We start from the raw sequence: 11,052 nt of genomic DNA on the forward strand, positions 1-11,052 counted from the left end.
CACGCGGGCCACGCGCCGACCGGGACGGAGCCCGGGACCACCGCCTGACGTGGCGCCCCGCGCGCCCGGGACCACCACCTGACACGGCCGCCCCGCGCGACCGGGGCCACCGCCTGAGGTTGCCCGCCCCGCGCGCCCGGGGCCGCCGCCTGACGTGGCGCCCCGCGCGCCCGGGGCCACAGCCTGAGGTTGCCCGCCCCGCGCGCCCGGGGCCACCGCCTGAGGTTGCCCGCCCCGCGCGCCCGGGGCCGCCGCCTGACGTGGCGCCCCGCGCGACCGGGGCCACCGCCTGAGGTTGCCCGCCCCGCGCGCCCGGGGCCGCCGCCTGACGTGGCGCCCCGCCTGACCGGGACCAAGTCCGCGCAGACCTCTTGACCCGGCACCCGCGCTGTCCTCAGATGAGGAGGTGCGAGAGCAGCGGCGTGGGCGGAGTGCCGAACACGCCCGCCGCAACCGGGAGTTCGAGGCGTTCGTGGCCGGGGCGGCGGGCCGGCTGCTGCACGCCGCGACGCTGCTCACCGCCGAGACCCGCGCCCGCAACCCGTACGCCCAGGCCCTGCTGACCGCCGCGCTCGCACACACGTACGCGGTGTGGGACCGGCTGCGCGACGAGGACCCGTACGACCTCGCGCGCCGCGACCTCGCCGCCCGCTTCGCGCGCGCCGCCTGGCGGCACCACGGCGGCCAGGGGGGCGGGGTGCTCGCCGTGCTCTCCCCGCAGGAACGGCTCGTCGTCGTCCTGCGGCTGTACGAGGGGGTCGCGGAGGAGCAGGTCGCGGCGCTGCTCGGCCTGTCGGAGGCCCGCGTCCGCGCGGTGTGCGCCCGCTCGGTGGCCACGCTCAGGGCCGCCGCCCGGGGCGGCGCCACGGGGGCCGCCGCGTGAGCCGGCGCACGGCCGCCGTACGGAGCCGGCCGGAGGCCGCCGCGTGAGCCGGTACGAGGACAAGGAGACGGCGGTGCGGCGGCTGCTCGACACCCCGCACCCGCCGGTCCCGCGCGACCTCGCGCTGCGGGCCGCCGAGCGCGGGGCCCGGCTGCGCCATCACGCCCGGCGGGTGCGACGCGTGCTGTGGGCCCTGGGCGCCCTCGCCGTGCTCGCCTTCGTGGTGTGGGCGTCGATGACGCACCCGTGGGAGGTCCCGCCGGCGGAGACGACCCCGCCGCTCGACGGGCTGTGATGACGGCCGGGGCCCGGCCGTCATCACGGGCGGGTACTGCTAGCCCAGCGCCTGGCGCAGGTCGGCGAGCAGGTCCTCGACGTTCTCGATGCCCACCGAGATGCGGACCAGGTCGGCCGGGACCTCCAGGGCGGAGCCCGCGACGGACGCGTGGGTCATCCGGCCCGGGTGCTCGATGAGGGACTCGACGCCGCCCAGCGACTCACCGAGGGTGAAGAGCTGCGCGCGGTTGCAGACCTCGACGGCCGCCTCCTCGCCGCCCTGCACGCGGAAGGAGATCATGCCGCCGAAGGAACGCATCTGCTTGGCCGCGATCTCGTGCCCCGGGTGCTCCGGGAGGCCCGGGTAGAGGACCTGGGTGACCTTCGGGTGCTGGGTGAGCATCTCGGCGATCTTCTCGGCGTTCTCGCTGTGCCGGTCCATGCGCACGGCGAGGGTCTTGATGCCGCGCAGCACGATCCACGAGTCGAAGGGGCCGGCGACCGCGCCCATCGCGTTCTGGTGGTAGGCGAGTTCCTCGCCGAGCGCCTCGTCGGCGGTGACGAGCGCGCCGCCGACGACGTCGGAGTGGCCGCCCATGTACTTGGTGAGGGAGTGCACGACGACGTCCGCGCCGAGCGCCAGCGGCTGCTGGAGGTAGGGCGAGGCGAAGGTGTTGTCGACGACGAGCTTCACGCCGGCCTGGCGGGCGACGCCGGCGACGGCCTCGATGTCGGTGATGCCGAGGAGCGGGTTCGAGGGGGTCTCGACCCAGATCAGCTTCGTACGGTCGTTGACCGCGGCGCGCACCGACTCGATGTCCGAGGTGTTCGCGACGGAGAAGTCGACGCCCCAGCGCTGCACGACCTTGGCGAAGAGCCGGAAGGTGCCGCCGTAGGCGTCGTTCGGGATGACCACGTGGTCGCCGGGCACGAGGAGCGTGCGCAGCAGGCAGTCCTCGGCGGCGAGGCCCGACGCGAAGGCGAGGCCGCGGCGGCCGCCCTCCAGGGCCGCGAGGTTCTCCTCCAGGGCGGTACGGGTGGGGTTGGCGCTGCGGCTGTACTCGTAACCGCCGCGCAGCCCGCCCACGCCGTCCTGCTTGTAGGTGGACACCTGGTAGATGGGCGGGACGACCGCGCCGGTCAGCGGGTCGGCGGTGTTGCCCGCGTGGATCGCGCGGGTCTCGAAACTCTGGTGGGAGTGCTGGTCGCTCATGGGTCAGGAGCGTAGTGCCGCGCGCACCCCGTCGCCTCGTTCGTCTCACCGGGTGTCCTGGACAATGGACACATGGACATTCTCTGGTTCCTGATCGCGCTCGGCCTGCTGTTCGGCGTCCTCGGTCCCTATGTGCTGCGCCGCCGGGGCGGCGGAGGGATCCGGCAGGTCGCGCCGGGGGCACCGGACGCGGCGGACCCGGAGGCGTACGGCTTCGTGCTGCAGGAGGAGCAGGACGTGCGGCTGCCGGGCGCCGACGACGAACTCCTCCACGTCCTCGACGTCGTGCAGGCCACCCAGGACTGGCGCCCCGCCTCGCGGCTGCTCGGCTCCACCGGCACGGAGGGCGAGGTGCGCTGGCAGCGCGTCCAGGCCTTCGCGGGCGCGGCCTCCCTCGAACTCCAGGAGCGGCCCGGTGTCGGCGGGGCGTGGCTGCGGGCCTGGCGGGCGGAGGAGCCTCAGGACGCGGGCGGCGCGGCCGTGCACGCCGAGTTCCTGGTGCAGCAGGCGTGGCGCTCCTCGACGGCCGGGACGGACGACTTCCGGATCATCCTGGAGGAGGCCCTGAAGGTCACCGAGGAGGCGGCGCTGCTCGCCCCGGCCGACCCGGTCCCGTACATCACGCGGCTCGCGGTGGCGCGCGGACTCGGGTACGGGCACGAGCAGTTCGACCAGGTGTGGGCGAAGGTGATCGACCGCGCGCCGGAGCACATGGGGGCGCATCTGGCGGCGCTGCACTACTGGTGCGAGAAGTGGCACGGTTCGCGCGAGGAGGCCGACCACTTCGCGACGACGGCCGCGGCGCGCGCCCCGCGGGGTTCGCTGCTGGCCGCGCTGCCGCTGTTCGCGGTGTTCGAGCACGTGCCGGACGTGGTGCTCGTGCAGGACTTCTGGCGTACGGCGGTGGTGTCCAAGGCGGTGGACGGTGCGCTGTACGCGGTCCACTCGGCCCGCCCCGACGACCCGATGCTGGCGCACGTCCGCCATCTGCTCGTCTGGTTCCTGGTGCGCTCGCAGCGCTGGACGGAGGCCATGCACCAGCTGGTGCGGGTCGACGGGCACGTGGGCGCGGTCCCGTGGACGCTGAGCGGCGACCCGGCGGCGGAGTTCACGGTCTTCCGGAACCTGGCGGTCGCGGGGTACGAGGCGAACGGCGGGAGCCCGGCGACGCTGCCGCGCTGAGGTCGGACGCGGGCGGCCCCTCCCCGGTGCGGCGACCTGACAGATCAGGGCGCCGCAACCGGAATCGAGTGGACGCCGTACTCGCGCGCAGGCGATACTCCGCACTCCCCCCACACGCTTCGAACAGTTGTCTTCGACATCTCGTCGACCATTCCCGTGGGGGGACTCTGCCCGATGGGCGCGACCCTGCGTGCCGTGCGCGCGCTCGTACTGCTGTCCGGTTTCTACGCGCTCTGCCTCGGCCTGCTCGCCCTGCTCGGCGCCGCCGACTGGGCCGCCGTGCTGTGGGCCCCGGCCGCGATCCGGATCAAGATCCTCATCGTCTCCGTACTCCTCGCGATCCCCGTCTTCCGGGGCATGCTCATGCTGCGCACCCCGCGCGACGAGGAGCCCGGCGGCGTCCTCGTCACCGAGGCCGACGAGCCGCGACTGTGGCGGACCGTGCGCGAACTGGCCCGCGAGGTCGGCACCCGCGCCCCGGACGAGATCCGGCTGACCGCCGACGTCAACGCCGCCGTCACCGAGGACTCCCGCCTCCTCGGCCTCCTCGGCGGCGTCCGCAGGCTGTACCTGGGCCTGCCCCTGATGGCCGGCCTCGACGAGGCCGGGCTGCGCGCCGTCCTCGCCCACGAACTGGGCCACTACGTCAACTCCGACACCCGCCTCGCCGCGCTCAGCGCACGCGGACGCGTACAGGTCGGCCGCATCGTCGAACTGTTCCGGGCCAAGGCCGACGCGAAGGTCGAGAAGGAGCGGGCCCGCCAGGAGCGCAAGTCCGAGAAGCGGGTCGCACGCGGCCGGAAGGCCAAGGAGATCGACACCACCGGCGCCGGCGTCACCTACCGCACCATGGCGAAGATCTACACCGCGTACGGCCGGCTCTACCTGCGCTCCACCCTGTCCGGCGCCCGCCGCCAGGAACTCGCCGCCGACCTCGCCGCGGCCCGGATCGCGGGCCGCGACGCCACCGCGCGGGCCCTGCGCGACATTCCCGCGATCGACGCGGCGAACGACTTCTACCTGTCCTCGTACGCCACGCTCGGCACCGAGTTCGGGCTCCTCCCGGCGCGCGGCGAGGTGTTCGGCGGCGTACGGCACCTGCTCGCGGCCCGCGCCGACGAGCTGGCCGGGATGCGCGAGGAGATCCCCGACGAGCCCGCCTCCCCCTACGACTCGCACCCGCCGGCCGCCGAACGGGTCGCCCGCGTCGAGGCGCTCCCCGACGACGGCCGCGCGGCGGAGGACTCCGGCCCCGCGCTCGACCTGCTCACCTCGCCCGAGGACGCGCTGGCCGCGATCGAGGACGCGACGCTCGCTCCGGAGGCCCAGATGATGCGCCGCCTGGACTGGCCCGAGCTCGTCCACGAGTCGATGAGCGCCCGGGTCGCCCAGGGCACGGAGGAACTGCGCACGGCGGCCCACGCGGTCACCGGGGCGCCGTGGGCGGCGCCGCTCCCCGCCCTGCTCGACGCGATCGACGCGGGCTCGGCCTGGGAGATCGCCGACCGGCTCCCGAAGTCCGAGGAGGCCGCGGCGGCGACCGGCCGCGCGGCACGCGAGTTCGCCCGGCCCGCGCTGCGGCAGGGCCTGTCGGCGATGCTGACGGACGAGCTGCTGCGCTCGGGCCGGGCCCGCTGGGAGCTGTCCTGGACCGGCCCCGCCACCCTGACGCTGCCCGACGGCACGGCGGACGCGCTGCCGGCCGCCCTGGACGCGGCGACGGCGGACCTGCCGGACACGGCCCCGCTGCGCGCGCTGCTGTCGCAGCAGGCCCCGCTGCCCCTCTGACCGCCCCGAGGTCGTGGCGGCCACCGAGGCCGCCCTCGCGGACCTGGCGGCGGCCGAGCAGGTGCGCGACGCGCGGGGAGCCTGACGCCGAGGGGCGGCGGGGCCGGGAATCCCTCCCGGCCCCGGACTGTTGTCACTGCTGCCGACCGTCGAGGAGAGATGCAGCATGTTCCTGTCCCGCACCCCCGTCCTCCCCGCTCCCGAGCAGGCCCTGCGCGGCCGCCCCGAGCCGGAGTTCTCCGTGCCCGAGCGCCACACCGTCCTCGGCAACCCCCTCCTCGGCCCCTACCCGGAGGGCCTGGAGGTCGCCGACTTCGCGCTGGGCTGCTTCTGGGGAGCCGAGCGCAAGTTCTGGCAGACCGAGGGCGTCTGGACGACCCTCGTCGGCTACCAGGGCGGCTACACGCCGAACCCGGCGTACGAGGAGGTCTGCTCCGGCCTGACCGGGCACACCGAGGTCGTCCGCGTCGTCTTCGACCCGTCGAAGGTCTCGTACGAGTCGCTCCTGAAGCTCTTCTGGGAGTCCCACGACCCGACCCAGGGCTTCCGCCAGGGCAACGACGTGGGCACCCAGTACCGCTCGGCGATCTACACCCACTCCCCCGCCCAGGCGGAACAGGCGGAAGCCTCCCGCGAGGCCTACCAGCGGGTCCTGACGGGCTCGGGCTACGGCGAGATCACCACCCACGTCCTCCCGGCCGACGAGACCCGCCCCTTCTACCCGGCGGAGGCCTACCACCAGCAGTACCTGGACAAGAACCCCGCGGGCTACTGCGGCATCGGCGGCACGGGCGTCTCCTGCCCGATCGGGGTCGCGAAGGCCGAGTAGGGCTGATCCTGCCGACATGCCGAAGGCAGGGCGGCCTCCATTCGTCGGGCCCCGAACCCATCGAACGCCGGTGGGGTCGGGGCCCCGACGTTCACGTCAGGGGTGCCGGCCGGAGTCCCGGAGACTGACGGCATGCCGGTGGAGCCCCTCGATGCCGGCGGAGGCTTGCTCCAGTTCGGTGATCCAGCCGCGTATCCGTGTCTCGTCCGCCGCATGCTTCAGGCACTCGCCCAACGCGGCGCGCAGGATCGAGAGTTTGCTCTCGTAGAAGGCGATGTAGTCCTCCATTCCCGTCCGTACGGGGTGCAGGGCGGAATTGAACAGGACTCCCACGTCCTCACCGCCTGCCTGTGCCTCTTCACGGACACGGTCGGCGATGTGGTTCAAGCGCTCCCTGATCTCCTCGGGGCGCTCCCAGGAGGGTTCGCCATGAGCAACCACCCTGATGGGGCGGGAAGCGGCCCGTCGCCGGTTCTTCCTGCCCTTACCGCTGTCCAGGAACAGGCGCACCTCGTAGAAGTCCTGCCCTCTCCGCGCCTCTTGGGCCACGAGGGGCACCAAGAACCTTTCCACGTCCCCGGGTGCGACCTCATGGTTGACCACGTGAGCGAAACGGCCCTCCCTCAAGGGGAACGTGACGGCGTAGGAGGCGCTGGGCCCCAGCCTTCTCTCGCGCACGGGCAGGCGCTCGGTGATGTCCAGCCCTGGTAGACGGAACACGCCTGGCGGGTCCACGGCAGGGACATAGAGCAGGCCGTCCACTTCCAAGTGCACGCGTCGTACGAGCGCCTTGCTCTCGCCGTCGTTGCGTACGGCGACATCGAGTACCGGCCGGTCCTGAACGATGTCGCCGAGCAACTGGGCATCGCTCCCCGGCTCGGCGAGGACACGCTCGGCGTCAGTGACGGAGACGTCGATCAGTCTGATCGACCCTTCTGTCTTCCTGCGGGCCTTCAGCGCCGCCCACGCCGCGATCACGGCGCCCGCGACAACCGGAATCGTGGCCGCTGTGACTGTAGCCAGCATGCACCCGTCCCCCGCCCTTCCGGGTTCGATCAGCCTGCGTCCCGCAGCCTAGTGACGGCCACTGACAAGGCGGGGCGGAGTCGGCCGGGCTCACTCATCGCGTGTGACGGCCGCGCGGAGCCGGGCGGCGGTCGCCGCCGCCTCGTACCCCTCCGGGACCCCTTCGATCAGGAGGACGTCGCCGGCCATGTGCCGGGTGCGGAGGGGGATCAGGGCCCGGTAGGCCTCGGAGTCGTACCAGCCGCGGGCGTCCTCGTACGTCGGGAAGCCGATGATCACGAGGGCGCCGGGCCAGGTGCCCTCGCGGACCTCGCGGGCGGGGGCGCCGTGGACGAGGAAGCGGCCGCCGAAGGGGTCGAGGGTGGCCTGGATGCGCTCCATGTAGACGAAGACCTCCTCGTCGAGGACGGGCTTCGGGTGCAGGTTTCCGATGGCGTATGCGGTCATGAGGACAGCCTGCCGGGGCATGCCGTGCCGGGTCGATTACCCCGGACGTCATGCCCCGGCCGCGCACTCGGGAGGGCGTCAGATCGTCGCCGTGTCGATGACGAAGCGGTAGCGGACGTCGCTCTTCACGACCCGCTCGTACGCCTCGTTGATCCGGTCCGCGCTGATCAGTTCGATCTCGGCGCCCAGGCCGTGCTCGGCGCAGAAGTCGAGCATCTCCTGGGTCTCGGCGATGCCGCCGATCATCGAGCCGGCGAGGGTCTTGCGGCCGCCGATGAGGGAGAAGAGGCCGACGGAGACGGGCTCCTCGGGGGCGCCGACGTTCACCAGGGCGCCGTCCGTCTTGACGAGGCTCAGGTAGGCGTTGAAGTCGAGGGGCGCGGAGACCGTGGAGATCACCAGGTCGAAGGTGCCTCGGAGGGCGGCGAAGGTCTCCGGGTCGCTGGTGGCGTGGTAGTGGTCGGCGCCCAGCTTGAGGGCGTCCTCCTGCTTCTTCAGGGACTGGCTGAGGACGGTCACCTCGGCGCCGAGCGCGTGGGCGATCTTGACGCCCATGTGGCCGAGGCCGCCGAGGCCGACGATCGCGACCTTCTTGCCGGGGCCGGCCTGCCAGTGGGCGAGGGGCGAGTAGAGGGTGATGCCGGCGCAGAGCAGCGGGGCGGCCTCGTCGAGGCCGATGCCCTCGGGGATGCGCAGGGTGTAGTTCTCGTCGACGACGATGTGGGTGGAGTAGCCGCCATAGGTCGGCTCGCCGTTCTTGTCGAGGGCGTTGTACGTGCCGGTGCCGCCGGTGACGCAGTACTGCTCCAGGCCGCGCAGGCAGTACTCGCACTCGCGGCAGGAGTCGACGAAGCAGCCGACGCCGACGCGGTCGCCGACCTGGAACTTGGTGACGCCGGGGCCGACCTCGGCGACGATGCCGGCGATCTCGTGGCCGGGGACCATCGGGAAGATGCCCTCGCCCCAGCCGTTGGTGGCCTGGTGGATGTCGGAGTGGCAGATTCCGGCGTACTTGATCTCGATGAGGACGTCGTGCTCGCCGACGGGCCGGCGCGGCACGGTGGTGCGCTCCAGCGGGGCGTTGGCGGCGGGTGCGGCGTACGCGGGGACGGTGGTCACGTTCGTGGTCATGCGTCAAGGCTGCCGGAGGGCGAGGACCGTACCCAGCCACCTGCTCTGCCTACGACCGGTGTGCCTACCACTGGCAGGGTCAGGAACGTACGTCCGTCCGTGCGGCCCGGCGGCGATAATGGGGCGGTATGGACCTCAGTATCGAACTCGGTGAATTCCTGCGCTCCCGCAGGGCCCGGCTGAAGCCGCAGGACGTGGGCCTGCCCGAGTTCGGGCGGCACCGGCGGGTGCCGGGGCTGCGGCGCGAGGAGCTGGCGCAGCTGGCCGGGGTGTCCGTGGCGTACTACACCCGTCTTGAGCAGGGCAACGGGCGGAACGTGTCCATGGAGGTGCTCGACGCCATCGCGCGGGCGTTGCGCCTCAGCGACACCGAGCGGGCGCATCTGACGCATCTGGCGAAGCCGACGGTGAAGAAGCGGCAGCGGGCGGCGATCGCGCGGCCGCAGCGGGTGCGGCCGGGGATCCAGCACCTGCTCGACGCGATGGACGGGTTGCCGGCCTTCGTCCTGGGCCGCCGGGGCGACATCCTGGCCTGGAACCGGATGGCGCGGGCCCTGATGGGCGATTTCGAGGCCTGGGAGCCGGGTGACCGGAACATGGCCCGGATGATCTTCCTCGATCCGAACACGCGTGATCTCTACGTCGACTGGGAGTGCAAGGCGGTCGAGGTCGTCAGCACGCTGCGGCTGTACGCGGGGTGCTACCCGGACGACAAGGAGCTGCTTGCGCTGGTCGGCGAGCTGTCCGTGCGCAGCGAGGAGTTCCGCTCGCTGTGGGCGGCGCACACGGTGACCGACAAGGGGCACGGGCAGAAGCGGGTGCGGCATCCGCTGGTGGGCGAGATGACGTTGTCCTACGAGGCCCTGAAGGTGGCCGGCGACGATCCGGACCTGGTGCTCGTCACGTACCAGGCGGAGCCGGGGTCGGCGTCCGCGGACGCGCTGCGGCTGCTCGCCCAGTGGGGCGTGGACGAGGCCGTGGACGTACGGAAATGACGTGAGGGCCCCCTCCCGGTGCGGGAGGGGCCCTTGTGTACGTCCGTGGATCCGTGGGTCAGACCGCCGAGCCGGCCTTCCACTCCGCCCAGCTCATGTTCCAGCCGTTGAGGCCGTTGTCGGGCTTGATCGTCTTGTCGTTGGAGTTCTTGACGATGACGACGTCGCCGATGAGCGAGTGGTCGAAGAGCCAGGCGGCCGTCTGGTTCGGGTCGCCGGCGCCCTTGACGTCGGCGAGGCCGACGCAGCCGTGGCTGGTGTTCACGTTGCCGAAGATCGACCGCGCGCCCCAGTAGTTGCCGTGGATGAAGGTGCCCGAGGTGGACAGGCGCATGGCGTGCGGCACGTCCTTGATGTCGTACTCGCCCTTGCCGTCGTCGTCGGTGAAGCCGACGGTGGCGCCGTTCATCCGGGTCTCCTTGAACTTCTCGGAGATCACCATCTGACCGTTGTAGGTGGTGTTCTCCGGGGAGCCGGCGGAGATCGGGATGGTCTTGATCGTCTTGCCGTCCTGCTGGACCTTCATGGTCTTGGTGGCGACGTCGACGACGGAGACCTGGTTGCGGCCGATCTTGAAGGTGACGGTCTTCTGCTGGACGCCGAAGACGCCGTCCGCGCCCTCGACGCCGTCGAGGTTCAGCTTCAGCGTGACGGTCGAGCCCTCGGTCCAGTACGCGTCGGGGCGGAAGTCCAGGCGCGTCGAGCTGAACCAGTGGCCCACGACCTCCTGGCCGGAGCTGGAGGTGACCGTGATGCCGCTCTGGACGGCCTTCTGGTTGCTGATCGCCTTGTTGAAGTTGATCGAGACCGGCATGCCGACGCCGACGGTCGAGCCGTCCTCGGGCGTGAAGTTGCCGATGAAGCTGTTGGCCTGGGAGACGGTGGTGAACGAGGAGTTCTCGTGGGCCTCCAGGCCCTCCGCGTCCGTGGCGGTGGCGGCGATCTTGTAGACCGTGGCCCGCTTGAGCTGCTCGGTCGGCTTCCAGCTGAGCCCGTCGGCCGCTATCTCGCCCTTGACCGTGGCACCCTCGGCGGAGGTCATGGTGACCTCGGTGAGCTTGCCCTCGGCCACGGTGACCTTGGCGTCGTTGTTGATGGAGGCGTTCTGGGCGCCGTTCTTCGGCGCGATGGTGATCTGCGCCTTGGAGGTCTTCTGCGCGGCCGCCTCGTCGACCTGGGCCTGTGACTGCGGCGTCGCGGAGCCGGAGGCGCTGCCGTCCTTGTCCCCGTCGTTGCACGCCGAGAGCACGAGTACGCCGCTGAGCACCGCGGCCGCGGCCGC

11 protein-coding genes are annotated in these 11,052 nt (G+C 72.3%); 6 read left to right on the forward strand and 5 right to left on the reverse strand.

The features are described 5' to 3' along the window. Nucleotides 1–406 precede the first annotated feature (406 nt). Both CCN56_RS13855 and CCN56_RS13860 read left to right on the forward strand, forming a co-directional pair. Complete coding sequence (locus CCN56_RS13855) at nucleotides 407–883, forward strand: sigma factor-like helix-turn-helix DNA-binding protein (RefSeq protein ID WP_086826860.1); 477 nt, start codon at nucleotides 407–409, stop codon at nucleotides 881–883. Between the two features lie 43 nt (nucleotides 884–926). Beyond that, the gene (locus CCN56_RS13860; RefSeq protein WP_086826862.1) at nucleotides 927–1,178 is read left to right on the forward strand and encodes a hypothetical protein; all 252 of its coding nucleotides are present in this window, start codon (nucleotides 927–929) and stop codon (nucleotides 1,176–1,178) included. A 39-nt stretch (nucleotides 1,179–1,217) separates the two neighbouring features. Here CCN56_RS13860 and CCN56_RS13865 read toward each other — a convergent pair whose 3' ends face one another. Further along, entirely contained in the window at nucleotides 1,218–2,372 is a 1,155-nt protein-coding gene (locus tag CCN56_RS13865) for a cystathionine gamma-synthase (RefSeq protein ID WP_086826863.1), read from the reverse strand. A gap of 72 nt (nucleotides 2,373–2,444) precedes the next feature. Here CCN56_RS13865 and CCN56_RS13870 point away from each other — a divergent pair, with 72 nt between their 5' ends. From CCN56_RS13870 to msrA, 3 genes are all read left to right on the forward strand, one after another. Continuing rightward, the gene (locus tag CCN56_RS13870; protein WP_086826865.1) at nucleotides 2,445–3,554 is read left to right on the forward strand and encodes a hypothetical protein; all 1,110 of its coding nucleotides are present in this window, start codon (nucleotides 2,445–2,447) and stop codon (nucleotides 3,552–3,554) included. A 174-nt stretch (nucleotides 3,555–3,728) separates the two neighbouring features. Then, nucleotides 3,729–5,342, forward strand: coding sequence for a M48 family metallopeptidase (locus CCN56_RS13875; protein WP_086826867.1), 1,614 nt, complete (start codon nucleotides 3,729–3,731; stop codon nucleotides 5,340–5,342). Nucleotides 5,343–5,508: 166 nt separating this feature from the next. Further along, the gene (gene msrA / locus CCN56_RS13880; protein ID WP_086826869.1) at nucleotides 5,509–6,171 is read left to right on the forward strand and encodes a peptide-methionine (S)-S-oxide reductase MsrA; all 663 of its coding nucleotides are present in this window, start codon (nucleotides 5,509–5,511) and stop codon (nucleotides 6,169–6,171) included. 96 nt (nucleotides 6,172–6,267) lie between these two features. Here msrA and CCN56_RS13885 read toward each other — a convergent pair whose 3' ends face one another. From CCN56_RS13885 to CCN56_RS13895, 3 genes are all read right to left on the reverse strand, one after another. Next, complete coding sequence (locus tag CCN56_RS13885) at nucleotides 6,268–7,197, reverse strand: hypothetical protein (protein WP_086826871.1); 930 nt, start codon at nucleotides 7,195–7,197, stop codon at nucleotides 6,268–6,270. A gap of 90 nt (nucleotides 7,198–7,287) precedes the next feature. Further along, a complete protein-coding gene (locus CCN56_RS13890; protein WP_086826878.1) occupies nucleotides 7,288–7,644 on the reverse strand; it encodes a DUF1330 domain-containing protein in 357 nt (118 codons plus the stop codon). Nucleotides 7,645–7,722: 78 nt separating this feature from the next. Further along, the gene (locus CCN56_RS13895; protein WP_086826873.1) at nucleotides 7,723–8,775 is read right to left on the reverse strand and encodes an NAD(P)-dependent alcohol dehydrogenase; all 1,053 of its coding nucleotides are present in this window, start codon (nucleotides 8,773–8,775) and stop codon (nucleotides 7,723–7,725) included. A gap of 128 nt (nucleotides 8,776–8,903) precedes the next feature. On the opposite strand from CCN56_RS13895, the gene CCN56_RS13900 reads away from it, so the two are divergent. Then, on the forward strand, nucleotides 8,904–9,770 hold the full coding sequence (locus CCN56_RS13900; RefSeq protein WP_086826875.1) for a helix-turn-helix transcriptional regulator: 867 nt from the start codon (nucleotides 8,904–8,906) through the stop codon (nucleotides 9,768–9,770). A 58-nt stretch (nucleotides 9,771–9,828) separates the two neighbouring features. Here CCN56_RS13900 and CCN56_RS13905 read toward each other — a convergent pair. Next, on the reverse strand, nucleotides 9,829–11,052 hold a 1,224-nt coding region (locus CCN56_RS13905; protein WP_086826880.1), incomplete at its 5' end, for an Ig-like domain-containing protein.

The sequence above is a fragment of the Streptomyces sp. NRRL B-24572 genome, assembly GCF_002156145.1.
GTDB classification, from domain to species: domain Bacteria; phylum Actinomycetota; class Actinomycetes; order Streptomycetales; family Streptomycetaceae; genus Streptomyces; species Streptomyces vietnamensis.

Excerpts from the sequence above, each read along its gene's own strand:
- CCN56_RS13865 (WP_086826863.1), bottom strand. The coding sequence starts at position 2,372 with ATGAGCGACCAGCACTCCCACCAGAGTTTCGAGACCCGCGCGATCCAC.
- CCN56_RS13870 (WP_086826865.1), top strand. The coding sequence starts at position 2,445 with ATGGACATTCTCTGGTTCCTGATCGCGCTCGGCCTGCTGTTCGGCGTC.
- CCN56_RS13875 (WP_086826867.1), top strand. The coding sequence starts at position 3,729 with ATGGGCGCGACCCTGCGTGCCGTGCGCGCGCTCGTACTGCTGTCCGGT.
- msrA (WP_086826869.1), top strand. The coding sequence starts at position 5,509 with ATGTTCCTGTCCCGCACCCCCGTCCTCCCCGCTCCCGAGCAGGCCCTG.
- CCN56_RS13885 (WP_086826871.1), bottom strand. The coding sequence starts at position 7,197 with ATGCTGGCTACAGTCACAGCGGCCACGATTCCGGTTGTCGCGGGCGCC.
- CCN56_RS13890 (WP_086826878.1), bottom strand. The coding sequence starts at position 7,644 with ATGACCGCATACGCCATCGGAAACCTGCACCCGAAGCCCGTCCTCGAC.
- CCN56_RS13895 (WP_086826873.1), bottom strand. The coding sequence starts at position 8,775 with ATGACCACGAACGTGACCACCGTCCCCGCGTACGCCGCACCCGCCGCC.
- CCN56_RS13900 (WP_086826875.1), top strand. The coding sequence starts at position 8,904 with ATGGACCTCAGTATCGAACTCGGTGAATTCCTGCGCTCCCGCAGGGCC.